The following is a 26,740-nucleotide window of genomic DNA, read 5'->3' on the forward strand; positions in this document are numbered from 1 at the left end:
CCGTGCCGAACCCGAACGTGGCACTCGTACGGGGAGCCGTCACCTCCCCGTTCAAGAGGGCGGGCCGCCCCGGCGCCGCCCTGCCCGCCGACCGGATCGTCCTCCCGGCCGCGCCCGCCGCCCCCGGACCGCTCGACGCGTACCGCCGGATCTGCGGCTTCACCGACCCGGGCCCGCTGCCGCTCACCTACCCGCACGTCCTGGGCTTCCCGGCCGCCCTGCGGCTGATGACCGCCCGGAGGTTCCCGCTGCCGGTCGTCGGACTCGTCCACACCTGGATCGAGATCACCCGCCACCGGCCGCCGCACCCCGCCGACCCGCTCGAACTCACGGTGTACGCCGATGAGTTGGCCCCTCACCGGCGCGGCACCGAGGTCACGGTGGTGACCGAGGCCCGACTGGCGGGCGAACTGGTCTGGGAGTCCCGCAGCGGCTACCTCTCCCGCCACCGCCCCCGCACCCCTGCCGCCCCCACGCCCGACCCGGCCACCACCCCCGCACCCGACCGCACGGCCCCGGAACCCCCCGCCCTGGCCGAGTGGCGGCTGCCCGGCGATCTGGGACGGCGCTACGGCGCCGCGTCGGGTGACCGGAACCCCATCCACCTGTACCCGCTCACCGCCCGGCTCCTCGGCTTCCCCCGCCCCATCGCCCACGGCATGTGGACCCTCGCCCGCTGCCTGGCCGAGGCCCCCCGGCCCGCCGAGGTCCACGGGGTACGGGCCGATTTCAGGGCCCCGGTCCTGCTGCCCTCCACCGTCACCCACGCGGCGGACGCCACCGGCTTCCGACTGCGCGGCGCCGACGGCCGCGTCCACCTCACCGGCCGGACCCTGCGCACCTCGGCCCCGAAAGCCGAACCCGGCACCTGGACCGTGTCGTAGCAGCAGAGGGTGGCGGCGAGTCCGAGGAAGGCCGGGTAGTTGCGGAGGTGGCGTCCGTAGCGGTGGTCGAGTCGCCGGCAGCCGGCGGGCCGGGCCGTCGGGACGGCGGCTGCCGACGCCTGCACCCCCGATACGAGCGCAAGGCCGAGCACTTCCTGGCCTGCGCCGTCATGGTGACCGATCTGGCCGCCAACTGGTACGCGGTCTACGGCATCCAGCACAGCAACCTCGCCGCCCAGCCCGGCCTTCAGCGGCTGACCGTCTTCGCCGCACTCGTCCTGGGAGCGGCACCGTTCATCCGACGGCACCTCACCAATTGAGACGAGCTCTCGGAGAAAGAGAACCAAGGACCTAGGAAGAGGCCGGGGGCAGCCAGGGACGGCCGTTCATCAGGTTCTCCAGCCCCGCCCAGGAGAAGTTCATCAGGGTGGCCGCGGCCTCCTTCGCCGAGACGCCCGGGGTCTCGTTCGCCCAGCCGGCGAGCGACTCCGCGGCCCCCACGAGCGCCTGCGCGAGCCCCGACACGTCCCGGTCGGGAAGCGCCGGATCGTGGTGCGCCTCGCGCGCCGCGGCCCCGATCAGCTCCGTCACGAAAGCAACGATCTCGTCCCGCATCACCGTCACCTCGTTGGCGAAGGGGTCCCCGTGCGTGCGCGCCTGGCGGTGCAGCACCGCCCAGCCGTCCGGGTGCTCCGCCGTGTGCGTGAAGAACGCCCGCAGCCCCGACCACAGCTGCCGATCGGCCGGAAGCCCCGGCTCCGCCCCGGCCCGCACCGCTTCGACCAGCGCTTTCGCCTCACGCCTGATGCAGGCCGTGAAGAGTTCTTCCTTGGAGTTGAGATACAGGTAGACGAGCGGCTTGGACACCCCGGCCAGCTCGGCAATCTCGTCCATCGACGCCGCCCGGTACCCGCGCTGCCCGAAGGTCCGCACCGCGGCGTCCATCATCTGCTGTTCGCGCACGGCCCGAGGCATCCGTTTGCTCTTCACAGCACCCACGTCGACTTCCTCCCACCCCCGTGGACCACTCCCGGTCAAGAGTACGGCGCGAAGCCCCTCCCACCGCACGACGACCGGTCACCGGCACTCCCCCACGACGCACCGCGGGCCCCTCCCCCGAGACCGGGGAAGGGGCCCACGAAAGGACCGTGGTCCGTGCGGGTCCTACGCCGCGACCGGCACCCGCCGCTGCTCGGCGTCGAGCACCTCGTCGTCGACCGGGGAGGACGAGGCCGAGTCGTACGCCTTGCGGTCGAGGATGTTCTCGCGGGCCGAGACGATCACCGGTACCAGCGCCTGGCCGGCGACGTTCGTGGCGGTCCTCATCATGTCCAGGATCGGGTCGATGGCCATGAGCAGGCCGACGCCCTCCAGCGGGAGGCCCAGCGTCGAGAGGGTGAGGGTCAGCATGACCGTCGCGCCGGTGAGACCGGCGGTGGCCGCCGAGCCGATGACCGAGACGAACGCGATCAGGAGGTAGTCGCCGACACCCAGCTGCACGTCGAAGATCTGCGCGATGAAGATCGCCGCCAGCGCCGGGTAGATCGCGGCGCAGCCGTCCATCTTGGTGGTGGCGCCGAACGGGACGGAGAAGGAGGCGTACTCCTTCGGGACGCCGAGGCGCTCGGTGACCTTCTGGGTGACCGGCATGGTGCCGACCGAGGAGCGGGAGACGAAGGCCAGCTGGATCGCGGGCCAGGCGCCCTTGAAGAACTGCAGCGGGCTGAGCTTGGCGACGGTGGCGAGCAGCAGCGGGTACACGCCGAACAGCACCAGGGCGCAGCCGATGTAGACGTCGGCGGTGAACGTCGCGTACTTGCCGATCAGGTCCCAGCCGTAGTCGGCGATCGCGTAGCCGATGAGGCCGACGGTGCCGACGGGGGCGAGCCGGATGACCCACCACAGGGCCTTCTGGAGGAGCTCCAGGACGGATTCGCTGAGGCTGAGGATGGGCTGCGCCTTCTCGCCGAGCTGGAGTGCGGCGATGCCGGCGACGGCGGCCATGAAGACGATCTGGAGCACGTTCAGCTCGGTGAACGGCGTGATCACGTTGTCCGGGATGATGCCGGTGAGGAAGTCGAGCCAGGAGCCCGCGTGCTCCGGCAGCTTGCCGTCCTTCGGCGTGAGGCCGGTTCCGGAGCCCGGGTTGGTGACCAGGCCGATCGTGAGGCCGATGGCGACCGCGATCAGCGAGGTGATCATGAACCAGAGCAGGGTGCGGGTGGCCAGCCGGGCGGCGTTGTTGACCTTGCGCAGGTTGGTGATCGACACCAGGATCGCGAAGAAGACGAGGGGCGCGACGGCCAGCTTCAGCAGCTGGATGAAGATGTGGCCGACCTTGTCGAGCGTGGTGTAGAGCCAGCCGATGTCGTACGTGCGGGTGAGCCAGCCGAGTACGACGCCGAGGACGAGACCGGCGACTATCTGGGCCCAGAACGGGACCTTGGGTATGCGGAAGCCGGAGCCGGGCTTGCTGTCGGCTGCGGTGGACGCGGGATTCGCGGACACGGACACACTCCAGATGTGACGCATCGGGGCGCACGGGGACGGTGGCGCGGAGGGGGACGGGGGTGCGGCGCCCGCGTCGGGGGCGGCGCCGCTGCATGGTGCCGGTTCAGACGTTGCGGCAACAGGCCGCGGACATACAGCGGCAGAGATCGACGTGCAGGCGCACCACGAGCGGGACGCTCGCGGCGGATCGGTGGCGCACTGCGGTCTTCATGATGAATACGTTAACACTTGAACTTTGAGGTTCTCAAAGTAATTCTTTGATCCCGGCCCGTCGGCAACCTCGGCGCCGGCCGCCCGAAAGCCTGCGGGCACGACAAAACCCCAGTACAGGAGCGGGCGCTCCGGCGCTGGGGTTTCGGGTGAAAAGCGTGCGGCCGTGAGGAAGCTTACAGAGCCCTTACGGGCCCCTCGGCGCCGTCCGCCGGCCGCGTGAAGGCGGCCACGGGAACGGTCACGGGGTGACGTGGTCCTCGCGGGTCCGGTTCGCCTCCAGGCGCCCCTTGGCGCGGTCGACCGTGGACACGATCTGCTCGGACATCTCGTCGCGCTGCTTGCGCAGCAGCACGTAGCTGAGCGGCGCGGAGAGGACCAGCGCGAGCAGAATCACCCAGACGAGATTGGAGCCGTTCGTCCCGGAGGGCAGCAGACCGAAGTGGACGGCCACGGCCGCGACGGCGAAGCATCCGACGAAGATGCCGAGCCGCATCACGGTGTACCGGATTGTCGCGCTCGGCTTGGCAGCGGACACAGTTGGCCCCTCTCTCGACGTGTGACAGTCCTTCGATCCTGCCCGACCAGTGAAGCATGCCCCGGAATCGATCACTTCGGAGGGCTCCGCCAAAGGCGCCGCCGCGCCGACGCACTCCCACGCCGCCGCGCCGCCCGTAACCGGCCGGCCGGGGCGCCGGCGACGCGCCCCGCGGTCACCGGCCGAGCAGCAGCAGCATGATGATGTCGTCGCGGTCGTCCCCCTCGGCGACCCGGATCGCGTCGGGCACCCGTCCGACCTCCTTGTATCCGCACGAGGCGTAGAACCGGTCGACGCCGGTGCCGCCGCGGCAGGTGAGCCGGACGGCCTCGATCCCGTCGATCCCGCGCGCGGCCCCGGCCACGGCGTCCATCAGGTCGCGGCCGTAGCCCTTGCCCTGGTGCCGGGGGTGGACCATCACCGTGTAGAGCCAGAGCCAGTGGGCCATCAGCCGGTGCGTGTTCAGGGTGAGGAAGGCGGTGGCGGCCACGGCGCCCTCCTCGTCGAGGCCGACCAGCAGCCGGGTGCGGCCCTCGGCCATGGAGACCAGGTGTTTGACCAGTTCGGGCCGGATGTCGTCGGACGTGACGGGCGGGACGAAGCCGACCGCGCCGCCCGCGTTGGAGACGTCGGTCCACAGCTCGGCGATGCCGTCCCGCAGCGCGCGGTCGAACTTGGGGTCCAGCTCGAATGTAAGTGCCATAGTGGCAGATTAACCATTACCGCCCGGCGCCTCAAACGGTGTCCGGAACGTGAGAGAGCCCCGGCCGGGCGGCCGGGGCTCTCCTCGCGGGTCCCTCACGTCGCGCGCGGGGCGTCCCGTCGCGCGGTACGGCGTCAGACGCGCATCGGCTGCGGCGACTCGCGCCGCCCGGCGTCCGGGCCCGGGTACTCGCGGATGATCTCGTACCGGGTGTTGCGCTCGACGGGCCGGAAGCCCGCGTCACGGATCAGCTCCAGCAGGTCGTCACGGCCGAGCTTGTTCGGCGTGCCGTAGTTGTCCGCGTCGTGCGTGATCTTGTACTCCACGACCGAGCCGTCCATGTCGTCCGCGCCGTGCTGGAGCGCCAGCTGGGCGGTCTGCACGCCGTGCATCACCCAGAAGACCTTGACGTGCGGGACGTTGTCGAACAGCAGCCGCGAGACCGCGAAGGTCTTCAGCGCCTCGGCGCCGGTCGCCATCGTCGTCCGCGCTTGGAGCCTGTTGCGGACCTTGCCGTCCTTCATGTCCACGAAGTCGTGCTGGTAGCGCAGCGGGATGAAGACCTGGAAACCACCGGTCTCGTCCTGGAGCTCGCGCAGCCGCAGCACGTGGTCGACGCGGTGCCGGGGCTCCTCGATGTGTCCGTAGAGCATCGTCGCCGGGGTCTTGAGCCCCTTCTCGTGCGCCAGGCGGTGGATGCGCGACCAGTCCTCCCAGTGGGTGTCGTGGTCCACGATGTGCTGCCGGACCTCCCAGTCGAAGATCTCCGCGCCGCCGCCGGTCAGCGACTCCAGACCGGCCTCGATCAGCTCGTCGAGGATCTCGGAGGCGGACAGCCCGGAGATCGTCTCGAAGTGGTGGATCTCGGTGGCGGTGAACGCCTTGAGGGAGACCTGCGGCAGGGCCTCCTTCAGCGCGCTGAGCGAGCGCGGGTAGTAGCGCCACGGCAGGGTGGGGTGCAGCCCGTTGACGATGTGCAGCTCGGTGAGGTTCTCGCCCTCCATCGCCTTCGCGAGGCGGACGGCCTCCTCGATGCGCATGGTGTACGCGTCCTTCTCGCCCGGCTTGCGCTGGAACGAGCAGTACGCGCACGACGCGGTGCACACGTTGGTCATGTTGAGGTGCCGGTTGACGTTGAAGTGCACGACGTCGCCGTTCTTGCGCGTCCGCACCTCGTGCGCCAGACCGCCGAGCCAGGCCAGGTCGTCCGACTCGTAGAGGGCGACGCCGTCCTCCCGGGTCAGCCGCTCCCCCGCGCGGACCTTCTCCTCCAGTTCGCGCTTGAGCCCGACGTCCATGCGGCTGCCTCCAATGTGTCGACGTGCTGGGTGCCCTCCCGGCAACCGGTGATACCGGGAGAAACCCCCGGTATCACCGGGGGCTCCACCACCGTACGCCTACACCTCCTCGGGGAGTTCCCCGACCCGGTTCTCCCACTTCGTGGAGAGCACGATCGTGGTACGGGTGCGCGAGACGCCCTTCGTGCCGCTGAGCCGGCGGATGGTCTTCTCCAGCCCGTCCACGTCGCCGACGCGCACCTTGAGCATGTACGAGTCGTCGCCCGCGATGAACCAGGCGTCCTCGATCTCCGCGAGGTCCTTCAGCCGGCGCGCCACGTCCTCGTGGTCGGCCGCGTCGGAGAGCGAGATGCCGATCAGGGCCGTGACCCCGAGCCCCAGGGACGCGGCGTCGACGGTGGCGCGGTAGCCGGTGATGACCCCGGCGGATTCCAGCCGGTTGATGCGGTCGGTGACGCTGGGCCCGGAGAGCCCGACGAGCCGTCCCAGCTCGGCGTACGAGGCCCTGCCGTTCTCCCTGAGTGCCTGGATGAGCTGCCTGTCCACCGCGTCCATGTGACTGAAACCTTCCATTGTTCAGCAGTATCGCGAGTCTGTGTGTAGAATCTAAGGCATGCAGGCTTCATCGCCTGCAAATCTTCTCGAACATCCAAAATATGCTTTCGAATCTTCAGGAGTGAGAACACCGTGTACTCGATCGAGATGGCCTACGCCCGTATGCGCGAGCTGCAGGACCTGGCCAACCGCTCGCGTGCCCACCAGCCCGCCGCCGCCCACCGGGTCGACCGGGCCCGCAAGCCGCGCACGATGAAGAAGCGCTGACCACGAGGTCAGTCCCCGGAGTCGCGGGAGCCACCACCGAGCTCCCCCTCCCACCGGCGGTACAGGTCGTGCGGCACCCCTGCCGCGTCCAGCACCCGCCCGGCGACGAAGTCCACCAGATCCTGGATGTGCGTCGCCCCCGCGTAGAACGCCGGAGAGGCGGGCAGCACCACGGCACCCGCCTCGTCCAGGCTCACCAGATGTTTCAGCGTCTGCCCGTTCAGCGGCGTCTCCCGGACGGCGACGACCAGTCTCCGCCGTTCCTTCAGCGTCACGCTCGCCGCCCGCTGGAGCAGGTCCTTCGAGAGTCCGAGCGCCACCCCGGCCACGCACGCCGTCGAGGCCGGGACGATCAGCATCCCCTTCGCCGGGTACGACCCCGAGGACGGCCCGGCCGCGAGGTCACCGGCCGCCCAGTGCCGTACGCCCTCGACGTCGGTGTCGAAGGTGTGCGGCTTCCCGTCCGCGCCGCGCGCCAGCCACGCGCGCAGATCATCCCGCCAGTGCGCGTCGCGGAACGCGATCCCGGTCTCGTCCAGCAGGGTCAGCCGCGAGGCCCGGCTCACCACCAGATCGACGCTCTCCCCCGCCGCCAGCAGCCCGCGCAGCACGGCGGCGGCGAAAGGGGTACCCGATGCTCCGGAAACCCCGACAATCCAAGGCTGACGCTGGTGTTGGCTCACTGATGTCCCGGAATCCACACTCCTGAGCCTATCCGCCCGCCCGGAACCGGAACCGGGGAAGGGGCCCCAGGCGTTTCCAGGTCCGGGACAGGAACGGCAACGGGGCGACACGGAACGGCAGGGGGGCCACCATGACCGCGACCTCGAGGCGTGCGGCACCGGTGTGGAACGCCGGCGACCGGGCGAGAACCGCGGCGAAGCTGATGCTGGGGTGGGTGGCGTTCCTCTGGCTGCTGGAGGCCGTCGACGCGGCGACCGGTCACGCGCTGGACGGCTTCGGGATCGAGCCGCGCCGGGCCGCCGAGCTGCTGGACGTCGTGCCCGCGTCCTTCGTCCACTTCGGCTTCGGCCACGTCGCGTCCAACAGCGTGCCGCTGCTGGTCCTCGGCTTCCTCGCCGCGCTCGGCGGCATCCGCCGGTTCGCCGCCGTGGCCGCGATGATCATCGTGATCGACGGCCTCGGCGTCTGGCTGGTCTCGCCGGAGCACTCCAACACGGCGGGCGCGTCCGGGCTGGTCTTCGGCCTCTTCGGCTACCTGCTCGTGCGCGGTTTCGTGGACCGCCGGTTCCTCGACGTGCTCGTCGGCCTGGCCGTCGGCGCGACCTGGGGCTCGTCGATCCTGCTGGGGATCTCACCGGCCAACACCTCGGTCAGCTGGCAGGGCCATCTGTTCGGACTGGCGGCGGGCGTCGCGGCGGCGTTCGTCTTCCGCCGCCGCGCGCACGGCCCGAGCGCCGTGCCACCCGCCCGCCCTTAGGACCCCGGGGCGGGGGTCAGCCCTCGCCCTGGCCCGCGCTCCCCATCGGACCGACCTTCACCTGGGCGCCGGAGCCGTCCGTGACGGGCAGCGTGGCGCCGCCCGGCCAGTCGAGGGTGACCGACTTCGTCTCGTTCGGCGGGGTCACCACCAGCCCCGTGATCCGGACGCCGGAGCCGCCCGAATCGTTGACCGGGTAGGTGATGCCGAAGTACACCGACTTCCCGTCCTTGAGGACCATCGGCTCGGACTTCTCACCGGTGCGCTGCGCGGACACCGTTCCCGAGGCGGTCTTCAGGTCGACGCCCGCGTACCCGGAGAGCGTGCAGTCCCGGCCGCCGCCGTTCTTGAACTCCACCGCGACGGTCCCCTCGGTGTCGCCGCCGATGGTGCTGTCCGTCGCGGTGACCTCCAGCTCGTCGGTACGGCACTTGCCGTTCCCGCCCCCGCCCGAACCGGTCCCGGCGGCCGTGCCCTGCCCGCCGGAGCCCTTGCCGCCGGAGTCCTTCCCGCCCTCGTCCGAACCGCCCGAGCCCGAACCGCCGGACGCGGCGGAACCGCCGGACGCGGACGCGGAGGGCGGGGCGTCCTGCCCCAGGTCGTCCTCGCCGTTCTGACAGGCCGTGAGCGAGAGGCCCGCGGCAACGACCAGGGCGGCGAAGGTGATCTTGTTTGAACGCATCGTTGCTTCCTCGGTGTCGGTGGGGAGTGCCGGCCGCCCGGTACGGGTCGTACCAAGCGCGCGTTCCTGATCACCAAGAGCGGGAGGCCGGACGGCACGTTCCGTCCGGCCTCCCGCTAATACACCCCTGTTACACACCGCCGGGCACGGCCCGCGGCGGCCTGCTCAGACCGTCAGGCCCCGCACCAGCAGGTCCAGCAGCGCGCACGCGAACAGGGCGATGCCGATGAACCCGTTGACCGAGAAGAACGCCCGGTTCAGCCGGGACAGGTCGTGCGGACGCACCACCCGGTGCTCGTACACGAAGGCGACGGCGACGATCACCATGCCGACCCAGTAGAACAGTCCGGCCTCCGTGGCCAGCCCGAACCAGACCAGCAGCCCGGTCGTGATCACGTGGCAGACCCGGGCGCCCCACAGCGCGGCCGGGACGCCGAACCGGGCCGGCACCGACAGCACCCCGTGCGCCCGGTCCGCCTGGACGTCCTGACAGGCGAAGATCAGGTCGAAGCCGCCGATCCAGATCCCCACCGCGAGACCGAGGATCACCGCGTCCCACGACCAGCTTCCGGTCACCGCGAGCCAGGCCCCGACCGGCCCCATGGCCTGCGCGATCCCGAGGATGGCGTGCGGGTAGTGGGTGAACCGCTTCCCGTACGGATAGACCACCATCGGCACGACGGCGACCGGGGCGAGCGCCAGGCAGAGCGGGTTCAGCAGCGCCGCGGCGCCCAGGAAGAAGACGACGGCGACGAGCGCCCCGGTCCACGCCGACTTCACCGAGACCGCCCCGGTGACCAGCTCCCGGTTCGCGGTGCGCGGGTTGCGGGCGTCGATCTCCCGGTCGATGATCCGGTTGGCGGCCATCGCGAAGGTCCGCAGCCCCACCATGGCGACGGTGACCAGCAGCAGCGTGAGCCAGTGGATCGACCCGTCGTCCAGGAACATCGCGGTCAGGGCGGCGATGTACGCGAAGGGCAGCGCGAAGACCGAGTGCTCGATCATCACCAGCCGCAGGAACGCCTTGACCCTGCTGTTCGGCCGCGCGGGGCCGGGGCCCAGCGCTGCTTCGGCCGCGCTCACAGTCCGTATTCCTTCCAGCGGCGGTCGACCAGTGCCGCCGTCTCCGGGTCGGACTCGACCATCTCCGGCCAGCCGCCGTCCCGGGTGTAGCCCTCCTCGGGCCATTTCCGGGTCGCGTCGATGCCCGCCTTGCCGCCCCAGAACTGCTGGTAGGAGGCGTGGTCGAGGTGGTCGACGGGGCCTTCGGTGACGGTCAGGTCGCGGGCGTAGTCCGTGTTGCCGAGCGCCCGCCAGGCCACCTCGTGCAGGTCGTGGACGTCGCAGTCGGAGTCCACCACCACGATCAGCTTGGTCAGCGACATCATGTGCGCGCCCCAGATGGCGCTCATCACCTTCTGGGCGTGCTTCGGGTACTTCTTGTCGATCGAGACGATCGCGCAGTTGTGGAAGCCGCCCGCCTCCGGCAGGTGGTAGTCCACGATGTCCGGCACGATGATCTTGAGGAGCGGCAGGAAGAACCGCTCGGTGGCCCGTCCCAGCGGCCCGTCCTCGGTCGGCGGCCGGCCCACCACGATCGACTGGAGCAGCGGGCGCCTGCGCATGGTCACGCAGTCGATGGTCAGTGCGGGGAACGGTTCCTGCGGCGTGTAGAAGCCGGTGTGGTCGCCGAACGGCCCCTCGGGCAGCATCTTCCCGGGCTCCAGCCATCCCTCCAGGACGACCTCGGCGTGCGCCGGGACCTGGAGCGGCACGGTCCTGCAGTCGACCATCTCGATCCGCTTGCCCTGGAGGAAGCCGGCGAAGAGGTACTCGTCGATGTCCCCGGGCAGCGGCGCGGTGGAGGCGTACGTGACGGCGGGCGGGGCCCCGAAGGCGATGGCGACCGGCAGCCGCTCCCCGCGCCGGGCGGCGACCTGGTAGTGGTTGCGGCTGTCCTTGTGGATCTGCCAGTGCATGCCGATGGTGCGGCGGTCGTGGCGCTGGAGGCGGTACAGCCCCAGGTTCCGGATGCCGGTCTCGGGGTCCTTGGTGTGGGTGAGGCCCAGGTTGAAGAAGGAACCGCCGTCCTCGGGCCAGGTGAAGAGCGCGGGCAGCCGGTCGAGGTCCACGTCGTCGCCGGTGAGCACGACCTCCTGGACCGGGGCGCTGTCCCCCTTCACCTTCTTCGGCGGAACGTGCACCATCGAGCCGAGCTTGCCGAACGCCTCCCGCACCCCGACGAAGCCGTGCGGCAGCTCCGGCCTGAGGAGCCCGCCGATCTTGTCGGAGATGTCGGAGTACGACTTCAGCCCGAGCGCCTTGAGCAACCGCCGGTCGGTCCCGAAGACGTTCATGGCCAGGGGCATCGAGGACCCCTTGACGTTCTCGAAGAGCAGCGCGGGCCCGCCCGCCTTGTTCACCCGGTCGACGATCTCGCCGACCTCCAGGTGAGGATCGACCTCGGCCTTGATGCGCTTGAGCTCGCCCTCGCGCTCCAGGGCCCGGAGGAGGGAACGAAGATCGTCGTAAGCCATGCCGTCCAGTTTGTCACCACGCCCGTGGATCACCCGGACTGCCCCACCCGCGGGCGGCCCGGAGCCACCCGCTCCGGCGTCACCGTGCCGGGTTCACGGACCGTGCGCGGCCCGGTCGCGGGGCCGCGCCGGAGGGCTTCCGCCGTGACGGGAACCGGCTCGCCGTGGGATGTCGCGCGTACCGGTTACCCTGGCCCCACACCGGGGCAGGACAAAGCCCCGCCATCTCTCCGCGGGGGGACCTCTCCATCATGCTTCGGGCCCTGATCTATCTCCTGCCTCTGGCACTGACGATCTACGCGTTCATCGACTGCCTGAACACCCCCGAGGACGAGGCGAAGCACCTGCCGAAGATCGCCTGGGTCTTCATCATCCTGCTGTTCTGGATCGTGGGACCGATCGTCTGGCTGGCCGCGGGCAAGATGCGTACCGCGCCCGCCGGGGGCCGCACGCCGTCCGAGTGGCACCGCAACCACCGCACGCAGTGGGTGGCGCCGGACGACAACCCGGAGTTCCTGAAGGCGCTGAAGGACGAGAACAAGAAGGACGAGTCGCTCCTCAAGGACTGGGAGGCGGACCTGCGCCGCCGCGAGGAGGAGCTGAAGCGCCGCGAGAGCGGGACGGGGCCTGAGGAGCCGACGCCGCCCGCCTCGTAGGCCGAAGGAGCCCCCACACCGCTGCCGCCGCCCCCCGCCCGTCGTCCGGGCGGGGGGCGGCGTCGTCATGCGTACCGGTGTGCGAAGTGCCCGGTACCGGCCGGTCGTACGGCCCCGCCCCTGATCGTTCGAAAATCCTCTCCTTTACCCAACGCCCTCCCGATACCCTTGTGTTGACGGTGTGACAGATCGAATGGGGCGTCGAAGCTGGGGGTGCTGTGGACAGAGAGCTGTACGGGCGCGAGGCGATTTTCGGCAACGACGGACTCGCGGCGCGACTGACCGGTCTCACCCCGTACGGCTCCGCCCGGGCCGCCTACGAGCACCCCGTCGATCCGCCGGTCGCCGTGCTGACCGGCGGGCGCGGCATGGGCAAGACGGCCGTGCTCAAGCAACTGCGCCACCTGTACCGGGAGGTCACCCCGGTCGCCCTGGTCGACTGCGAGGCCGTCCTGCCGCCCGAGGACCCGGGCCCCGGCTGGACCCCGGTGACCGGGGCGCTGCCGCAGCTCGCCGCCCAGCTGACGGCGCGGGTACGGGCCGCGCGTCCGGTGCAGTTCCCCCGCCTCAGCCTCGGGCTGGTGGCCGTCGCCTCCATCTCCTGGACCCGTGAGGACGAGACCCGGGCGCAGCGCGACCTCCAGTCGCTCGGCCCGCTCCTGGCGACCGTGGACGGCCGCGGTGACGCGGCGACCGGCTGGGTCACCAAGGTGCTGACGAAGCTGGCCGCCAGCGCCTTCGACGCGGTGGCCCCGATGGCCGGGATGGTCGCCGAGGCCACGGTCGAGACGGTCATGGAGGAATCGTTCAGCCGGTTCCAGCGGCGTTCGGCGGACTGGTACGGGCGCTATCCGCACGCGGGCGGCAACGGCCGGGTCGGGCTGCGCCAGCTGGCGGTCGACTTCGAACGCGGCGGCGACCTGCGCCGCCGCGCCGAGGACCATCTGGTGCTGGCGATGGCGGAGGACCTGGTCCGGGCGTACGGGGGGCTGGCCCGGGGCGCCCGCCGGGGCCGCCCGGTGCTGCTCGTCGACAACGCGCACGTGCCGCTCGGCCGGCAGCTGGTGGGGCCGCTGCTGCGGCAGCGGGCCGCCGGGACGCACGACCGGATCGCGGTGTTCGCCACCTCGCGGGTGCGGGACCACGAGGGGCTGACCCACGCCGTGCGGCGGCGGCTGCCGGAGGTGGCGCACGCCTCGCACTGGTCCCGGACCACCGGCGTGACGTCCGGCATCCTGGCCGTGGAGCTGACCCCACTCGATCCGGAGCAGGTGCGTTCCGCCTTCGACCGGCACGACCCCCGGGGGCGCACCCCGGCCGGGCTGGCCCGCGGGGTGCACCGGCTGACCGGCGGGCGCCCGCTGGCCGTGGAGCTGCTGGCGCTGGCGGCGGGCCGGTCGCCCGATCCCGCCCCGCTGGTGCCGGGGTCGCTGCTGGACGCCGTGGTGGAGGTGCGCGAGGACCGGGCGCCCGCCCGGGTCGCCGACGAACTGCTGGCCCGGCTGGTGCCGGGGCCCGTGCAACGGCTCGACCACCTCGGCGTGCTGGCCGCCGCGCACGGCGAGGACTCCGCCCGGCTGCTCGCGGAGGACCGGCTGGGCCGGGCCGCGCCGGACGGCGACGTGGCGCTGCGGATGCGCGACGCGCTGCGGGCCGACGGCTGGCCGGTCGGGCCCGGACACTTCGTCGCCGATCCGCTGCTGCGGGCCCTGCTCCTGCACCGGCTGCGCTTCCAGGACGACGCCCACCCCTCGCACGGGGTGTGGCAGGCGGTGCACGTCACGCTGCGCGGGGCGTACGCCCCGGGCGGGCGCCTGCCGAGCGTCCCGCACCTGCTGCACCAGAAGCTGGTGCTGGGCGACGCGGAGGCGTGCGTGACCCATCTGCGGCTGCGGTTCGACGAGCCGGACGTACGGGGGTGGCTGGGCGCGCTGTGCTTCACCGTCTCGGCCCCGTACCCCCGCGCCCCGGGGTCCACCGGCCCCGACCCCCGGCGCGCCGTCGCGCTCGGCCGGGCCGGCCACGCGCCGCCCCCGGGGCTCGAACCGGCGGCTGCGGAGCTGCACACGCGGCTGCGCCGGCTGCTGCACGGCCTCTGGCTGCTGTCCGACCCGCTTGCCCTGCCGGACGAAGAGGTGATCGACAAGATGGCACACGAACTGCGGCAGCTCTCCGGCCGCCATCCGACCGGCAACAGCGATCTGTGGGACGCGGCGAAGCACTGGCCGCGCGACATCCGGGCCTGGCGCCCGCTGTCCATGCCGCCGGGAGGCGACGATGCGTAACCCGCTGCGCTACCGGCTCTGGTACACCGCCCGGCAGAAGGTCGTCTCCTCCGTGGTGGCCGGCGCCCTGGCCTTCACCGGGGGCTGGTACGCGTTCGGCCGGCTCACCGCTCCCGAGGACCGCTCCTGCGCGAAGGGCGTCGAGCGGCCCTTCGGCAGCGAGGAGTGCGTCGGCGTCGCCGACGGCGGCACCTACGACTTCGGCCAGTCCCAGCTGACCGACGTCGTGGCGGCCATCGCCCGGGAGAACGCCACCCTGAAGAACGGCCGATACGCCACGGTCGCGCTGCTGCTGCCGCTGACCTCGCCGGACCCGGCGATGCGGACGAAGATGCAGCACGAGCTGCAGGGCGCGTTCGCCGCGCAGTACCGGGCCAACCGGCTCTCCAACGACCAGGTGCCGAAGATCCGGCTGGTGCTCGCCAACACCGGGAAGAACAGCCTGCTGTGGCGCCCGGCCGTGGAGCGGCTGAAGACGATGACCGGCGCCCCCGACCACCTGCGGGCCGTGTCGGGCGTCGCCACCAGCAGCACCGAGATCAAGTCGGCGGTACGGGAGCTGACCGCGGCGCACATCGCGGTCGTCGGCACCACCATCACCGCCGACGACATCGCCAACGGCCCGCGGTCCGACCCGTTCCCCGGTCTGGCCCGGGTCTCCCCCACCAACCGGGACGAGGCCGCCGCCCTGGCCCACTTCGGGCGGGTCAAGGCGGAGAAGGCGCTGCTGGTCCAGGACACCCGGACCGGCGACCACTACACCGACACCCTGCGCGGCGCCTTCACCCGGCTGGTCCGGGGCACCCGCTACAAGCCGCAGCTGTTCACCTCGCGCAGCGACCCCAACGACGAGGGCAACACGGCCAACGCCTTCCGTGACATCACCCATCTGATCTGCGACACCGAGGACGCGGACACGGTGTTCTTCGCCGGCCGCCACGTCCAGCTGCGGCAGTTCATCAACGCGCTCGGCGGGCGCGGCTGCCAGGACCGCCCGTTCACGATCCTGACCGGCGACGAGGGCTCGTACCTGGGCAGCGACAAGAAGCTCGACCGGAACGCGCTGCGCCACAAGGTCACCGTCCGCTACGCCTCGCTGGCCCACCCCGACGCCTGGGCGACGGCGCCCGCGAAGGGGAAGGCGACGACCGGCGGCTCCCCGCGGGACTACCAGGACTTCCTGGACCTGCTGACCACGCTGTCGAAGGCACCGGCCGGGCCGATCGGGCCGACGGGGCACGAGGACCTCACCGACGGCCAGCTCATCATCGCCCACGACGCGATGACGCTGGCCGTGCAGGCCGTCCGGCGGGCGAGTCCGGGCGGCCGGCTGCCGGAGCTCGCGGACGTGGGCGAGCAGTGGTCCCGGGTGAACGGCTCGCTGAAGGTGTCGGGTGCCGGCGGCTGGATCTGCCTGGACAACCACGGCAACCCGTACAACAAGGCGGTCCCGGTGGTGGAGCTGTCGGCCGACGCCGCCCTCCAGCGGTTCGTGGCGCTCGCCTGGCCGGAGGGGAGGCCGCCGGACGCCACGTGCCTGCCGCCGGCCGTGGCCCCGTAACGCCCGGGGCGCGGCTCAGTGCCGGGCCGCGTACTGTTCGCGCAGCCCGGCCCAGCGCACCGGGGTCCACCTCGACCAGTCGGCCGGATAGCCGTCGAGGGCCTCCACGAGGTACTGGAAGTGGTCGTGCCAGCTCGCGAGGCGGTCCAGGGCCAGGGCGTCGTCGCCCCGGAACTCGTTGGTGAAGCGCAGCAGCACGTGGTCGCCGCGCGGTGGCTCCAGGTGGAAGCGAACCCGGCCGAAGGGTTCCTCGAAGGTGTACTCGGCGACCCGCTCGACGTCCCAGGCGGTGACGGTGCCCGGGACGGGGGCGGCGTCCCCGCCCCGTTCGGCGTTCAGTCGGTGGAGCGTGATCGCGCCGCCCATGCGCCGCTGGAACGGCTCGGCCCCGGCCAGCCAGCCGCTCAGTCCACCGGAATCGGCAACGGCTGCCCACACCCGTGGAACGGGGTGGGGCAGCCGTAGGGTGAACCGCAGGACGTGCAGGTCACCGCGGGTCTCGCTGGTGCCGTACTCGATGACGGGGGTCGCATCGGTCATGGTTCCAGCGTGGCCCCGCGGTGGGCGCTCCGCACCCGTACGGGGTACGGAGCCCTTGCGGGGGCGGGCCGGTCAGACGCCCGCGTAGGAGTGCTTGCCGGTGACGAAGATGTTCACGCCGTAGTAGTTGAAGAGCCAGCAGCCGAAGGCGATCAGCGCCAGGTAGGCGGCCTTGCGGCCCTTCCAGCCGGCGGTGGCGCGGGCGTGCAGGTAGCAGGCGTACGCGACCCAGGTGATGAAGGACCAGACCTCCTTGGGGTCCCAGCCCCAGTAGCGGCCCCAGGCGTCGCCCGCCCAGATGGCGCCCGCGATGATCGTGAACGTCCACAGCGGGAAGACCGCGGCGTTGATGCGGTACGAGAACTTGTCGAGCGAGGCGGCGGCGGGCAGCCGGGAGAGCACGGAGCGGGCGAACGCGCCGGGCTCGCCCCCGTTGGCGAGCTTGTTCTCGTAGCTGTCGCGGAAGAGGTAGAGCAGGGTGCCGACCGCGCCGAGGTAGAAGACGGCGCCGCAGAAGATGGCGGTGGAGACGTGGATCCACAGCCAGTACGAGTGCAGCGCGGGCACCAGCTGGTCGCTGTCGGTGTAGAGCCACGTGGTCGCGATGCCGAGGTCCAGCAGGACGGTGGTGACCAGGAGCAGCCCCATCCAGCGGACGTTCTTGCCCAGGGCCAGGAGGACCAGGTACGCGCCGACCGCCACCGTGGAGAAGGTGATGGAGAACTCGTACATGTTGCCCCAGGGGGCGCGCTGCACGGACATCGCGCGGGCGATGACGCCGCCGGCCTGCACGAGGAAGGCGAGCACGGTCATGGAGACCGCGACCCGCCCGTACAGGTCGCCCTTGAACGTGCCGCCGGCCGCGCCGGGCCCGTCCGGGACGTCCCGGGAACCGGCCGCGGCGCGGGTGACGATCTTCGGGCGGTCCAGTACGGCGGTGCCGCCGCCCTTCTGCGCGACCTGCACCTTCACCTGGGGGGCGGCGGCCTTGTCCCCGGTCAGGGCGGCGGCGGTGCGGCCGACCTTGCTGCGGCTGCCGAACACCCATTCCGCGATGTGTGCGAGGAAGGCCAGGGTGTAGACGGCCATCGCCGAATAGATCAGCACATTGCTGGTGTGCGCCAGGTTCTCGTTGGTAGCGGCGGCGAGATTCACTTCTCAGCCCCTTCGGCAGGATCTTCGGAGGATTCTTCGACGGCGTCGGAATCCGATTCGGGTCCGGCGTCGGGGTCGGTTCCGGACTCGGACCCGGAACCGGGCTCGGACTCGGACTCGGATGCGGTGCCGGACTCGGCGTCGGTACCGGGTTCGGGGTCGGGCGCCGGGGGTGCCGAGGCGACGAGCTCGACCGCGAGGTCGGCCAGTTCCTCGGGCAGCTTCGCGGACTCGCTGCGGCCCAGGCCCGCCATCTCGACGACGGTGACGCCGTCCGCGCCGCGCACCGCCCGCACCCAGACCCGGCGCCGCTGGATGAACAGCGAGCCCGCGAGTCCGGCGATCGCGGCGACCGAACCGCCGAGCGCCCAGCCGCTGGCCGGCTGCTCGGTGATCTGGAAGCTGGCCCACTCCTGGAGGCCCTCGAACGTGATGGAGCCGGCGCCGTCGGGCAGCTTCATGGTCTCGCCGACCAGCAGCCGCTGCTTGAGCTGCTTGCCGTCGGCGTCCTTGAACTCCGTCATCTTGGTCTTGTCGAGCTGGTACACGTTCTGCGCCAGTCCGGAGTCGGGTCCGAGGTAGCCGTGGAAGCCGTTGAGGGCCAGTACGGGGAAGTCGGCGGCCGGGAACTGCGAGAACATCGTGCCCTTGCCGTTGCCCGCGAAGGTCGGCACGAAGAACGCCTGGAAGCCGAGCTGGGTCTTCTTGCCGCTCTTGTCGCGGTAGCCGTCCAGGACCTTGATCGCCCCGCTCGACGTGACGTTGTTGTCGATCGGCAGCAGCGGCACCGCGTTCCGGTAGACCTCCTTGCCCTTGCCGTCCTTGACGGAGACGACCGGCGCGTAGCCGTGGGCGTTGAGGTAGACCTTGGTGCTGCCGATGACGAGGGGCTCGTTGACCCTGATGACGGTCTTCTTCGGCTTGCCGTACGCGCCCTCCGCGTACGTCACGTGCGCCTCGTAGGTCCGGGGCGTGCCCCGCTGGGGGCCGCGGCGCTCGTACGTGCCGGTGAACTTGTCGAGCGTGAAGCTGAACGGGGCGAGCGAGTCGTTGTCGAACAGCGAGCCGGACTTGAAGTCGTCGTACTGCGTGAGCGTGTTGGCGAAGCCGTCGCCCTCGACGATCAGCTTGCCGCCCTCGGACTTGAAGAGCTGCCCGCAGGCGAACGCGACCAGCATCACGATCAGGGAGACGTGGAAGATCAGGTTCCCGGCCTCGCGCAGATAGCCCTTCTCGGCCGCCACCGCGCCGTCCACGGCGTGCACCCGGTAGCGGCGCTTCCGGATGATCGCGAGCGCGGCCCCGTGGACCTGCTCGGGATCGGCCTCGGTGCGCCAGGTGGTGTACGCGGGCAGCCTGGTCAGGCGCTTGGGGGCGCCGGGCGGGCGGCTGCGCAGCTGGCCCACGAACTGGCCGGTGCGCGGCACGATGCAGCCGATGAGCGAGACGAACAGCAGGATGTAGATCGCGGAGAACCACACCGAGCTGTAGACGTCGAAGAACTGGAGCTTCTCGTAGACCGGCGTGAGGGTGGCGTGCGCCTTCTTGAACGCCTCCACCTTCAGCTCGTCCACGCTGTTCTGCGGGATCAGCGAGCCGGGGATGGCGCCGAGCGACAGCAGGAAGAGCAGGATCAGCGCGACCCGCATCGAGGTGAGCTGCCGCCAGAACCAGCGGGCCCAGCCGATGACGCCCATCGCGGGCAGACCGGTCTCGTTCTCCTCGCGCGGGGCGGTGGAGAGCCGGGCTCCGGCGGCGCCCGACTCGGAGGAACCCTCCTCGTCCCGGCGCTCCCGCTCCGGGGCGGGGTTGGACTTGGTGTTGCTCATGGAACTCAGATCCCCACCGTGAAGCCGTCGGACCAGCCCTGCACCTGCTGCATCATCGTGCCCCACACACCTGTGAGCAGAAGCAGGCCGGTCACGATCATCATTCCGCCGCCGATCCGCATCACCCAGGCGTAGTGCTTCTTGACCCAGCCGAACGCGCCGAGCGCCTTGCGGAAGGCGACGGCGGCGAGGACGAAGGGGATGCCGAGGCCGAGGCAGTACGCGACGGTCAGTATCGCCCCGCGTCCGGCGGTGCCCTGCTCCATCGCGAGGATGCTCACCGAGCTGAGCGTCGGGCCCAGGCACGGGGTCCAGCCGATCCCGAAGAGGGCGCCCAGCAGCGGGGCGCCCGCCAGACCGGTCACCGGCCGCTTGTGGATGCGGAACTCGCGCTGCGTCATCCAGGGCATCAGCCCCATGAAGAAGGCGCCCATCAGGATCATCAGCACGCCGAGGACCTTGGTGAGGATCCCGCTGTTCTCCTGGAGGGTCTGGCCGAAGAAGCCGAAGAGCGCGCCGCCGGAGACGAACACGACGGTGAAGCCGAGCACGAAGAGCGAGGCGCCCGCGACCATCCGGCCCCGCCGGGCCTGCGCCAGGTCGGTGCCGCTCACGCCGGTGACGTAACTGAGGTAGCCGGGCACGAGCGGCAGGACGCACGGCGAGAAGAAGGAGACGAGCCCGCCGAGCACGGCGATGGGCAGGGCGACGAGCAGGGCCCCGCTCATCACGGTCTCGTTCTGGCCGGCGACGGCGAGGGCGATCACCTGGTCACTTCTCCGCGATCAGCGGGTCGATCATCTTGTGCAGCTGCTCGGAGTCGAGCGCGGCCAGGGAGCGGGCGGCGATCTTCCCGTCCCGGTCCAGGACCACGGTCGACGGAATGGCCTGCGGGCGCAGCGTCCCCTTGGGGAAGCGGAGCATGAGCTTGCCCGTCGGGTCGAAGAGACTGGGGTAGGGAACCCCGTAGTCCTTCTCGAAGCTGATCGCGGGGCCCTTCTGGGCGTCCCGCGTGTTGATCCCGACGAACTGGACGCCCTTGTCCTTCGTCTCCTTGGACACCCGCGAGAAGTACTGGGCCTCCAGGCGGCAGGGCCCGCACCACGAGCCCCACATGTTCAGCACGACGACCTTGCCCTTGTAGTCGGCGACGTCGAGCTGCTTGCCGTCGAGGGTCTCGCCGTCCAGCTTCGGGGCGGCGACGCGGTCACCCTTGGCCACGGTGGAGATTCCGCCACTTCCCGTGACGAAGTTCGTGTTGCCGCCTCCGCCGGTCTTGTTGTCGTCGCCGCCGCACGCGGTCAGCGTGAGGGCGAGGGCGACGACCGCTGCGGGGGCGGCGAGCAGGGTGAAGCGGCGTCGGGGTGCGCGGCCATGGCTCATGTGAAAAGTTTCGCATGGCGGTTCAGGCGATCTCGGGCACCCCCCTCGGTGCCCGTAAAGCCCGTTGTCAGGCTTGTTTAAAGAAGGCGTTCCAGCCGCCCGCGGGTGCCTCGCCGACTCCCAGGGAACGGAGCTTGTCGAGGACGGCCGGGGTCTGTACGTCGAGCCAGTCGACGAACTGCCGGAAGGAGACCAGGCGCACGTCCGGTTTCCCGGCGATTTTCTTGATCACCGCTTCGACCGCGTCCATGTAGATGCCGCCGTTCCACTCCTCGAAGTGGTTTCCGATGTAGAAGGGTGCGCGATTCGTCGTGTAGGCGCGGTTGAATCCGGCGAGATACGACTGGGTGGCCTGTTCGCGCCATCCGGGATAGCGCGAGGGCATCCCCTTGGTCGAATTGAGCGACTGGTTGGCCAGGATGTTGTAGTCCATCGAGAGGACTTCGAAGGTGTGCCCGGGGAAGGGCATGGCCTGGAGCGGCAGGTCCCAGACACCCTCGCGCTTCTTGGGCCAGACCTGGGTTCCGCCGGGCGAACTGGCGTCGTAGCGCCAGCCGAGCCTGCTCGCGGTGGGCAACAGGTTGTCCTGGCCGAGCAGGCAGGGGGCGCGTCCGCCGACCAGTTCCTTCCGGTAGTCGAAAGGCAGCGGGTCGAGGTCCTTCCAGCCGGTGTTGGTGCGCCATTCGGTGACGAAGGAGACCGCCTGGTCGATTTCGCTGCGCCACTGCTGGGGCGACCAGTTCGCGACCGATCCGGAACCCGCGCAGAAATGCCCGTTGAAATGGGTGCCGATCTCGTGCCCGTCGAGCCATGCTTGGCGGACGTTCTTCAGCGTCTCCTTGATGTGGTCGTCGGTGAGATAACCGATGTCGGAGGCGCCGATCGGATTGTTGGGCGGCCGGTACATGGACTTCTTGGACTCGGGCAGCAGATAGATCCCGGACAGGAAGAAGGTCATCGCCGCGTCATGGTCCTTGGCGAGTTCCAGAAAGCGCGGGAAGAGCCCGTTGCCGACCTCGCCCGCACCGTCCCAGGAAAAGATCACGAACTGCGGCGGCGTCTGACCGGGTTCGAGCGGGACCGGCTTGGCGGGCTGGTGCGGCTGCTTGCCGGTGTCCGCCGTGGAACCGTCCCCGATCTTCCGGACGTCCTTCTCCGCGGGCCCGGTCCCCCGGGGGTTCCCGTCGGTCCCCCTCTCCCCCGTGGTTCCCGACTGGCTCCCGCCGGAGGAGCCGAAGGTGCCACAGCCCGCCACCCCGACAGCGGCGGCGGCTCCGAGGCCGGCCCCGAGCAGACCCCTTCGGCTGATATCGCGCATGATTACCCCATCTGCGGTCGTTTTGCCTCAAGTCCATACAAACTGGCGAAGGCTTAGATGGCGGAACCAACACGGGGGTTCCGTGAATTAGCACATGATTCTTTATGTGACCAGACCCGGACCGTGCTCGAACGCATGACCTAGCAGAGTGTCGGGGGGCGGGGCTGCGCGAGGCAACAGCACGGAGCGGGGGGGGGGGGGGGGGGGGGGGGGGGGCCCCCCGCCCCCCCCCCCCGCGCCCCGCCCCCCCGGCCGGGGGGGGGCGGGCGCGCGGCCCCCCCGCCCCGCCCGCCGCGCCCCCCGCGCCCGGGCCCCCCCCCCCGGCCGCCCGCCCGCGCCGCCCCCCCCCGCCCCGCCGCCGCCGCCCCCCCCCCCCCCCCCCCCCCCCCCCCCCCCCCGCTCCGTCCGGCCTCCCGGCCGGTGGGTCGACTGCGCGTCGGACGGCTACGCGCCGAACGCCTTCGACTTGCCCTTCACCGGCTTCGCCCCGGCCAGCAGATGCGCCGGCACCAGGTCCCGCGCCGGTTCCGAGTACCCGACGGACACGATCTTGTCGCCCTGGTACGTGAAACTGGTCAGCGAGGCGAGGGTGCACTGCCGCTTGCGCGGGTCGTGCCACAGCCGCCGCCGCTCCACGAAGCTGCGCACGATCCAGATCGGCAGCTGGTGGCTGACGCACACCGCCTCGTGACCGCGCGCCGCGTCGCGCGCCGCGTCCAGCGCGCCCATCATCCGCACGACCTGCTCGATGTACGGCTCGCCCCACGACGGCCGGAACGGGTTCGTCAGGTGCTTCCAGTTGTCCGGCTTGCGCAGCGCGCCGTCCCCGACGCCGAAGGTCTTGCCCTCGAAGACGTTGGCGGCCTCGATGAGCCGCTCGTCGGTGGCCAGGTCCAGCTCGTGCGCCCCGGCGATCGGCGCGGCCGTCTCCTGGGCCCGCTCCAGCGGGGAGGCGACGACGTGTGTGATGTCGCGGCCCGCCAGGTGCTCGGCCACCCGGTCGGCCATCTGCCGGCCGAGCTCGGAGAGGTGGTAGCCGGGGCGGCGCCCGTACAGCACGCCCTCCGGGTTGTGCACCTCGCCGTGCCGCATCAGGTGGACGACGGTGATGTCCTTGCCCTCGCGACCGCCGCCGGAGCTCGCGTTCTCGCTCATGCGGTGGCCTCCGCTGCGGCCCGGGCTGCGGCGGGCAGGGCGGCGGCGACGCGCTCGACGGCCCGCGCGTCGTGGGCGGTGGAGACGAACCAGGACTCGAAGGCCGACGGCGGCAGGTAGACGCCCTGCGACAGCATCGAGTGGAAGAACGCGGTGAAGCGGAAGGCATCCTGCCGCTTCGCGTCCTCGTAGTTCCGCACCGGCCGGTCGGTGAAGAAGACGGAGAACATGTTGCTCGCCGCCTGCACCGTGTGCGCCACGCCCTCCTTGGCGAGCGCCTCGCCGACCAGCCCGCGGATCTCCGCGGAGACCGCGTCCACCCCGGCGTACGCCGCGTCGTCGAGCAGCCGCAGCTGGGCGAGACCGGCGGCGGTGGCGATCGGGTTCCCGGAGAGGGTGCCCGCCTGGTAGACCGGGCCGGCCGGGGCGAGGTGCGCCATCACGTCCGCGCGCCCGCCGAAGGCCGCGGCCGGGAAGCCGCCGCCCATGACCTTGCCGAAGGTCATCAGGTCGGGCCGCACCCCGTCGACACCGAACCAGCCGGCCTTCGAGGTACGGAAACCGGTCATGACCTCGTCGGAGATGTAGAGCGCCCCGTTCGCGGCGCAGAGCTCCTTGAGCCCGGCGTTGAAACCGTCCAGCGGCGGCACGACGCCCATGTTGCCCGGCGACGCCTCGGTGATCACGCAGGCGATCTCGCCGGGGTGCGCGGCGAACGCCTCGCGGACGGCGTCCAGGTCGTTGTACGGCAGCACGATCGTGTCGCCGGCCTGCGCACCGGTGACCCCCGGGGTGTCCGGGAGGCCGAAGGTCGCGACCCCGGACCCGGCGGCGGCCAGCAGCGCGTCCACGTGGCCGTGGTAGCAGCCGGCGAACTTCACCACCTTGGCCCGGCCGGTGAACCCGCGGGCCAGCCGGATCGCGGACATGGTCGCCTCGGTGCCGGAGGACACCAGCCGCACCTGCTCCACGGGCTCGACCCGGGCCACGATCTCCTCGGCGAGCGCGACCTCGCCCTCGCCCGGCGTACCGAACGAGGTGCCGCGGGCGACGGCCTCCTGGACTGCGGCGATGACCTCCGGGTGGGAGTGGCCGAGGATCATCGGCCCCCACGAGCACACGAGGTCGACGTACTCCCGGCCGTCGGCGTCCGTGAGGTACGGACCGGTACCGGACACCATGAACCGGGGCGTACCGCCCACGGCCCGGAAAGCACGGACGGGAGAGTTCACGCCGCCGGGCGTCACGAGGGACGCGCGGTCGAAAAGCGTCTGCGAAACTGGGGCGTCATAGGGAAAGCTCACATACGCCATGGTGTCAGAGCCCCGGACGGACTTGCGGACAGGTGTTTCACCGCACGTCCGCGGGGGAGGTCACTGACACGATGATCGGGTTGCGCGGCAGAGCTGTGCCTCCTGAGTAGGGGCTGTGTCTCCTGAGTAGCAGTCGGGTGGATGAGATATGCATCGCGGTGGCGGAGTGGGCGAGGGGACCGGCGACCTGGGGCCCGAGCCTGCCCGGCGGGGTCGGCACCGGCGTGAGGCGAAGCGCGAGCAGGCCATACGGTCCGGTGGTGCGCAGGACGGCGAGGTCGGGAGCAGGAGTGGTGGCCGGGTGGGGGTGACCTACAAGTATTTCGGTGCCCCCGACGGGGCCACCGCGGCACGCGTGCCCATTTCGATGCGCCCCGAGGAACTCGGCGGGGACGAGCTGGGCATGGGCGGCATGTTCACCAAGATCAAGCCGGAGACGGTGGCGGCGATGGTCCTCACCGGGATACAGGGCATACCCCTGCACCGGGTCCCCCCGCTGGAACTGGTCGTGCTCCACCCCGACTACGCGGTGGTCAAGCTCCCGATGACGGTCGTCGACCCGCTGCGCGGCGTCGGCGAGGAGTCGGTGGGCGCCGCGGCGTTCATCTGGTCCACGGTCCCCGACCGCGGCGGCCCGCAGGACGCGTTCAACGTCTACCGGCTGCTCCACGAATGGCAGGACTTCTCCCACCGGCTGCACGACGCCGGACACCAGGCGTACTGCCTGGTATGGCCCTGACCTGGGATTTCACGGCGCACAACGAATGAGGGCGGGGCCCGGGCCCCGCCCTTCGCGGTGTTCTCGGACCGCGTCCGTCCCCCATCTGTTCCATGCTGGAGGGGCATCGACCGTTCCCGATCCCGGGGAGTCCTTGATGTCCAGCCAGTCACTCGACGACGCGACGCTGACCGGGCTTGTCGCCGACGCCGCTGCCGCCCCGTCCATGCACAACGTCCAGCCCTGGCGGTTCCGCGCCACCCGGGCGGACCGGACCGTCACGCTCCTCGCCGATCTCGACCGCGCGCTGCCCGAGGAGGACCCGGCCACCCGGGCGCTGCACGTGGGCTGCGGCGCCGCGCTGCTGAACCTGCGGGTGTCCGCCGCGCACCGCGGGCTGCACGCCGTCACCGCGCTGCTGCCCGACCCGGCGGCCCCCGCGGTGCTGGCCACCGTACGGCTCGACCCCCGCGCCGACGGGGACGGGGACGTGGTACTCGCCGCGCTGTACCCCGCGATCCGGGAACGGCACACGAGCCGCTACCCGTTCGACGACCAGCGGATCCCGCCGGACATCCGGGAGCTGCTCGTCGGGGCGGCCCGGGCGGAGGGCGCGGACTTCACGTTCCTGGCCTCCCCGCACCTGGAGGAGGTGCTGGACCTGATCCGGGACGCCGAGGGCTACTCCCGCGAGGACCCGGCGCGGGAGGCGGAACAGCGGAGCTGGACCCGGGACACGAGGGCCGAGGCCCCCGTGGACGGCATCACGGACTACGCCATGGGCCCCCGCGACGCCTCGGCGCGGGCGACCGCCCGTGACTTCCTGGGGACGGCCCCGCAGCCCGGCCGGGCCCGCGTGCCGTTCGAGGAACGGCCGCAGCTGGCCCTGCTGTCCACCGCGGGCGACCACGCCGTGGACTGGCTCCGCGCCGGTCAGGCACTGGAGCGGATGCTGCTCACGGCCACGCTCCACGACGTGTCCACGTCGTTCGCGACCCAGCCCCTCGAATGGCCCGACCTGCGCTGGCTGCTGCGCGACCCGGTGCACGGCTCGGGCCACGCCCAGATGATCGTCCGGCTGGGGTACGGGCCCACGGGGCCGCGCACCCCGCGCCGGCCCATGGACCAGGTGCTGACGATCGATCCGTAGCGGTACGCCGGGCAGCCGGACGCGAGAGCGCCGAAGAGCCGAGCAGGGAAG

27 protein-coding genes and 1 pseudogene are annotated in these 26,740 nt (G+C 71.3%); 9 read left to right on the plus strand and 19 right to left on the minus strand.

Features of this window, described 5'->3' with window-relative positions; translation table 11 throughout:
• Nucleotides 1-2: 2 nt before the first annotated feature.
• The gene (locus ACFYW1_RS10645) at nucleotides 3-884 is read left to right on the plus strand and encodes a MaoC/PaaZ C-terminal domain-containing protein (RefSeq protein WP_388989987.1); all 882 of its coding nucleotides are present in this window, start codon (nucleotides 3-5) and stop codon (nucleotides 882-884) included.
• On the opposite strand, the pseudogene ACFYW1_RS10650 reads toward ACFYW1_RS10645, so the two are convergent.
• Nucleotides 881-970 (minus strand): annotated as a pseudogene (locus tag ACFYW1_RS10650) (IS5/IS1182 family transposase); the annotation flags it as partial. The gene ACFYW1_RS10645 and the pseudogene ACFYW1_RS10650 sit on opposite strands and share 4 nt — an antisense overlap.
• Here ACFYW1_RS10650 and ACFYW1_RS10655 point away from each other — a divergent pair.
• Complete coding sequence (locus ACFYW1_RS10655; protein WP_388989989.1) at nucleotides 932-1,204, plus strand: hypothetical protein; 273 nt, start codon at nucleotides 932-934, stop codon at nucleotides 1,202-1,204. The pseudogene ACFYW1_RS10650 and the gene ACFYW1_RS10655 sit on opposite strands and share 39 nt — an antisense overlap.
• A gap of 31 nt (nucleotides 1,205-1,235) precedes the next feature.
• Here ACFYW1_RS10655 and ACFYW1_RS10660 read toward each other — a convergent pair whose 3' ends face one another.
• The 6 genes from ACFYW1_RS10660 to ACFYW1_RS10685 form a co-directional block, all read right to left on the minus strand.
• Nucleotides 1,236-1,859 carry a TetR/AcrR family transcriptional regulator gene (locus ACFYW1_RS10660; RefSeq protein ID WP_388990190.1) on the minus strand — a complete coding sequence of 208 codons (624 nt, stop codon included), beginning with the start codon at nucleotides 1,857-1,859 and terminating at the stop codon, nucleotides 1,236-1,238.
• Nucleotides 1,860-2,048: 189 nt separating this feature from the next.
• A complete protein-coding gene (locus ACFYW1_RS10665; protein ID WP_388989991.1) occupies nucleotides 2,049-3,392 on the minus strand; it encodes a dicarboxylate/amino acid:cation symporter in 1,344 nt (447 codons plus the stop codon).
• A gap of 454 nt (nucleotides 3,393-3,846) precedes the next feature.
• Nucleotides 3,847-4,101 (minus strand): DUF4229 domain-containing protein, encoded by a 255-nt coding sequence (locus ACFYW1_RS10670; protein WP_388990192.1) that lies wholly within the window; start codon nucleotides 4,099-4,101, stop codon nucleotides 3,847-3,849.
• Between the two features lie 217 nt (nucleotides 4,102-4,318).
• Nucleotides 4,319-4,846 (minus strand): GNAT family N-acetyltransferase, encoded by a 528-nt coding sequence (locus ACFYW1_RS10675; protein ID WP_388989993.1) that lies wholly within the window; start codon nucleotides 4,844-4,846, stop codon nucleotides 4,319-4,321.
• A 134-nt stretch (nucleotides 4,847-4,980) separates the two neighbouring features.
• Nucleotides 4,981-6,144, minus strand: a complete 1,164-nt coding sequence (mqnE, locus tag ACFYW1_RS10680; RefSeq protein WP_388989995.1) for an aminofutalosine synthase MqnE — start codon at nucleotides 6,142-6,144, stop codon at nucleotides 4,981-4,983.
• A gap of 99 nt (nucleotides 6,145-6,243) precedes the next feature.
• Complete coding sequence (locus tag ACFYW1_RS10685; protein WP_148840816.1) at nucleotides 6,244-6,699, minus strand: Lrp/AsnC family transcriptional regulator; 456 nt, start codon at nucleotides 6,697-6,699, stop codon at nucleotides 6,244-6,246.
• Between the two features lie 132 nt (nucleotides 6,700-6,831).
• On the opposite strand from ACFYW1_RS10685, the gene ACFYW1_RS10690 reads away from it, so the two are divergent.
• The gene (locus ACFYW1_RS10690; protein WP_388989997.1) at nucleotides 6,832-6,966 is read left to right on the plus strand and encodes a hypothetical protein; all 135 of its coding nucleotides are present in this window, start codon (nucleotides 6,832-6,834) and stop codon (nucleotides 6,964-6,966) included.
• A gap of 8 nt (nucleotides 6,967-6,974) precedes the next feature.
• Here the strand turns inward: ACFYW1_RS10690 and ACFYW1_RS10695 are convergent, their stop codons facing one another.
• Nucleotides 6,975-7,649, minus strand: a complete 675-nt coding sequence (locus ACFYW1_RS10695; protein ID WP_388989999.1) for a UbiX family flavin prenyltransferase — start codon at nucleotides 7,647-7,649, stop codon at nucleotides 6,975-6,977.
• A 131-nt stretch (nucleotides 7,650-7,780) separates the two neighbouring features.
• On the opposite strand from ACFYW1_RS10695, the gene ACFYW1_RS10700 reads away from it, so the two are divergent.
• Complete coding sequence (locus ACFYW1_RS10700; RefSeq protein ID WP_388990001.1) at nucleotides 7,781-8,407, plus strand: rhomboid family intramembrane serine protease; 627 nt, start codon at nucleotides 7,781-7,783, stop codon at nucleotides 8,405-8,407.
• Nucleotides 8,408-8,423: 16 nt separating this feature from the next.
• On the opposite strand, the gene ACFYW1_RS10705 is transcribed toward ACFYW1_RS10700, so the two are convergent.
• The 3 genes from ACFYW1_RS10705 to ACFYW1_RS10715 form a co-directional block, all read right to left on the minus strand.
• On the minus strand, nucleotides 8,424-9,089 hold the full coding sequence (locus tag ACFYW1_RS10705; RefSeq protein WP_388990003.1) for a DUF4232 domain-containing protein: 666 nt from the start codon (nucleotides 9,087-9,089) through the stop codon (nucleotides 8,424-8,426).
• Nucleotides 9,090-9,254: 165 nt separating this feature from the next.
• Nucleotides 9,255-10,172, minus strand: a complete 918-nt coding sequence (gene mqnP / locus ACFYW1_RS10710) for a menaquinone biosynthesis prenyltransferase MqnP (protein ID WP_388990005.1) — start codon at nucleotides 10,170-10,172, stop codon at nucleotides 9,255-9,257.
• Nucleotides 10,169-11,626: a menaquinone biosynthesis decarboxylase gene (locus ACFYW1_RS10715; RefSeq protein WP_388990008.1), complete on the minus strand. Its 1,458-nt coding sequence runs from the start codon at nucleotides 11,624-11,626 to the stop codon at nucleotides 10,169-10,171. The genes mqnP and ACFYW1_RS10715 overlap by 4 nt, the downstream gene beginning before the upstream one ends.
• A 251-nt stretch (nucleotides 11,627-11,877) precedes the next feature.
• Between ACFYW1_RS10715 and ACFYW1_RS10720 the strand changes: the two genes are divergently transcribed.
• The 3 genes from ACFYW1_RS10720 to ACFYW1_RS10730 all read left to right on the plus strand — a co-directional run bounded on the left by ACFYW1_RS10720 (nucleotide 11,878) and on the right by ACFYW1_RS10730 (nucleotide 16,128).
• Nucleotides 11,878-12,282: a PLD nuclease N-terminal domain-containing protein gene (locus ACFYW1_RS10720; protein WP_388990010.1), complete on the plus strand. Its 405-nt coding sequence runs from the start codon at nucleotides 11,878-11,880 to the stop codon at nucleotides 12,280-12,282.
• Nucleotides 12,283-12,500: 218 nt separating this feature from the next.
• Complete coding sequence (locus ACFYW1_RS10725) at nucleotides 12,501-14,567, plus strand: hypothetical protein (RefSeq protein ID WP_388990012.1); 2,067 nt, start codon at nucleotides 12,501-12,503, stop codon at nucleotides 14,565-14,567.
• Nucleotides 14,560-16,128: an ABC transporter substrate-binding protein gene (locus tag ACFYW1_RS10730; protein WP_388990014.1), complete on the plus strand. Its 1,569-nt coding sequence runs from the start codon at nucleotides 14,560-14,562 to the stop codon at nucleotides 16,126-16,128. The genes ACFYW1_RS10725 and ACFYW1_RS10730 overlap by 8 nt, the downstream gene beginning before the upstream one ends.
• A gap of 15 nt (nucleotides 16,129-16,143) precedes the next feature.
• Here the strand turns inward: ACFYW1_RS10730 and ACFYW1_RS10735 are convergent, their stop codons facing one another.
• The 8 genes from ACFYW1_RS10735 to hemL form a co-directional block, all read right to left on the minus strand.
• A complete protein-coding gene (locus ACFYW1_RS10735) occupies nucleotides 16,144-16,668 on the minus strand; it encodes an SRPBCC domain-containing protein (RefSeq protein WP_388990016.1) in 525 nt (174 codons plus the stop codon).
• Nucleotides 16,669-16,740: 72 nt separating this feature from the next.
• On the minus strand, nucleotides 16,741-17,823 hold the full coding sequence (gene ccsB, locus ACFYW1_RS10740) for a c-type cytochrome biogenesis protein CcsB (RefSeq protein WP_388990018.1): 1,083 nt from the start codon (nucleotides 17,821-17,823) through the stop codon (nucleotides 16,741-16,743).
• Entirely contained in the window at nucleotides 17,820-19,652 is a 1,833-nt protein-coding gene (locus ACFYW1_RS10745) for a cytochrome c biogenesis protein ResB (protein WP_388990020.1), read from the minus strand. Before ACFYW1_RS10745 ends, ccsB begins: the two co-directional genes overlap by 4 nt.
• A 5-nt stretch (nucleotides 19,653-19,657) precedes the next feature.
• A complete protein-coding gene (locus ACFYW1_RS10750) occupies nucleotides 19,658-20,380 on the minus strand; it encodes a cytochrome c biogenesis CcdA family protein (RefSeq protein ID WP_388990195.1) in 723 nt (240 codons plus the stop codon).
• Nucleotides 20,381-20,423: 43 nt separating this feature from the next.
• Entirely contained in the window at nucleotides 20,424-21,035 is a 612-nt protein-coding gene (locus tag ACFYW1_RS10755) for a TlpA family protein disulfide reductase (RefSeq protein ID WP_388990022.1), read from the minus strand.
• A gap of 67 nt (nucleotides 21,036-21,102) precedes the next feature.
• Nucleotides 21,103-22,353: a hypothetical protein gene (locus ACFYW1_RS10760; RefSeq protein ID WP_388990024.1), complete on the minus strand. Its 1,251-nt coding sequence runs from the start codon at nucleotides 22,351-22,353 to the stop codon at nucleotides 21,103-21,105.
• 444 nt (nucleotides 22,354-22,797) lie between these two features.
• A complete protein-coding gene (locus ACFYW1_RS10765) occupies nucleotides 22,798-23,508 on the minus strand; it encodes a histidine phosphatase family protein (RefSeq protein ID WP_388990026.1) in 711 nt (236 codons plus the stop codon).
• Complete coding sequence (gene hemL, locus ACFYW1_RS10770) at nucleotides 23,505-24,821, minus strand: glutamate-1-semialdehyde 2,1-aminomutase (protein WP_388990028.1); 1,317 nt, start codon at nucleotides 24,819-24,821, stop codon at nucleotides 23,505-23,507. Before hemL ends, ACFYW1_RS10765 begins: the two co-directional genes overlap by 4 nt.
• Before the next feature lie 148 nt (nucleotides 24,822-24,969).
• On the opposite strand from hemL, the gene ACFYW1_RS10775 reads away from it, so the two are divergent.
• Both ACFYW1_RS10775 and ACFYW1_RS10780 read left to right on the plus strand, forming a co-directional pair.
• The gene (locus ACFYW1_RS10775) at nucleotides 24,970-25,560 is read left to right on the plus strand and encodes a hypothetical protein (protein ID WP_148840795.1); all 591 of its coding nucleotides are present in this window, start codon (nucleotides 24,970-24,972) and stop codon (nucleotides 25,558-25,560) included.
• Nucleotides 25,561-25,696: 136 nt separating this feature from the next.
• Nucleotides 25,697-26,689: an Acg family FMN-binding oxidoreductase gene (locus ACFYW1_RS10780; RefSeq protein WP_388990030.1), complete on the plus strand. Its 993-nt coding sequence runs from the start codon at nucleotides 25,697-25,699 to the stop codon at nucleotides 26,687-26,689.
• Nucleotides 26,690-26,740: the final 51 nt, after the last annotated feature.

The sequence above is a fragment of the Streptomyces sp. NPDC002669 genome (genome assembly GCF_042889165.1).
Classification (GTDB): Bacteria; Actinomycetota; Actinomycetes; order Streptomycetales; family Streptomycetaceae; genus Streptomyces.